Source organism: Seohaeicola zhoushanensis (genome assembly GCF_014656415.1).
Lineage (GTDB): Bacteria > Pseudomonadota > Alphaproteobacteria > Rhodobacterales > Rhodobacteraceae > Seohaeicola_A > Seohaeicola_A zhoushanensis.
The window spans coordinates 1-700 of sequence record NZ_BNCJ01000073.1; the positions used below are offsets into that span (position 1 = coordinate 1).

Annotated in this window: 1 pseudogene; it reads left to right on the forward strand. The window is 58.6% G+C overall.

The window, feature by feature from the left end:
• Window positions 1-21: 21 nt before the first annotated feature.
• A pseudogene (locus tag IE266_RS26760) lies at window positions 22-700 on the forward strand (IS6 family transposase); the annotation flags it as partial.

The following is a 700-nucleotide window of genomic DNA, read 5'->3' on the forward strand; positions in this document are numbered from 1 at the left end:
GTGTTGGCGAGGAGCGATGGGTTGATCGAGTTTAAGGGTGTGCATATCCGAAGTCAGTGATCCTGCACGCGGTGTTCTTCTATGTCCGTTACGCAGTCTCCTACCGAGACCTCGAAGAAATCCTCGCCGAGCGTGGCGTCACCGTCGACCATGCAACGCTGAATCGCTGGGTGGTAAAATTCGCGCCGCTATTCGCGGCACGGGCACAAGCAAGGAAACGTCCAACCGCCGATTCCTGGCGGATGGACGAGACGTACATCAAGGTGAAGGGCCGGTGGACCTATCTTTACCGGGCCGTGGATCGTAACTGCCAAACCCTTGATTTCATGCTCTCCGAGCGCCGGAATCTAGCCGCTGCCCGGCGCTTTTTCAAGCGGACAATCGCCATAAACGGCGTGCCTGACCGTGTCGTAATCGACAAGAGCGGCGCAAATCTAGCCGGCCTGCACGCGGTGAACGTGATCCTGAAATTCACCGGCGAAGGCCGCACAGTCGAGATCCGGCAGGTCAAATATCTCAACAACATCCTTGAACAGGACCAACGCTTCATCAAGCGGATCACCCACACGATGATGGGCTTCAAGGCGTTCCATTCGGCCGCGGCCACCATCTCCGGGATCGAAGCCGCGCATATGATCCGCAAGGGGCAGATCCCCACCAATGGCGCCACCGCCTTCCAGACCTTCGCGGATCTCGCCGC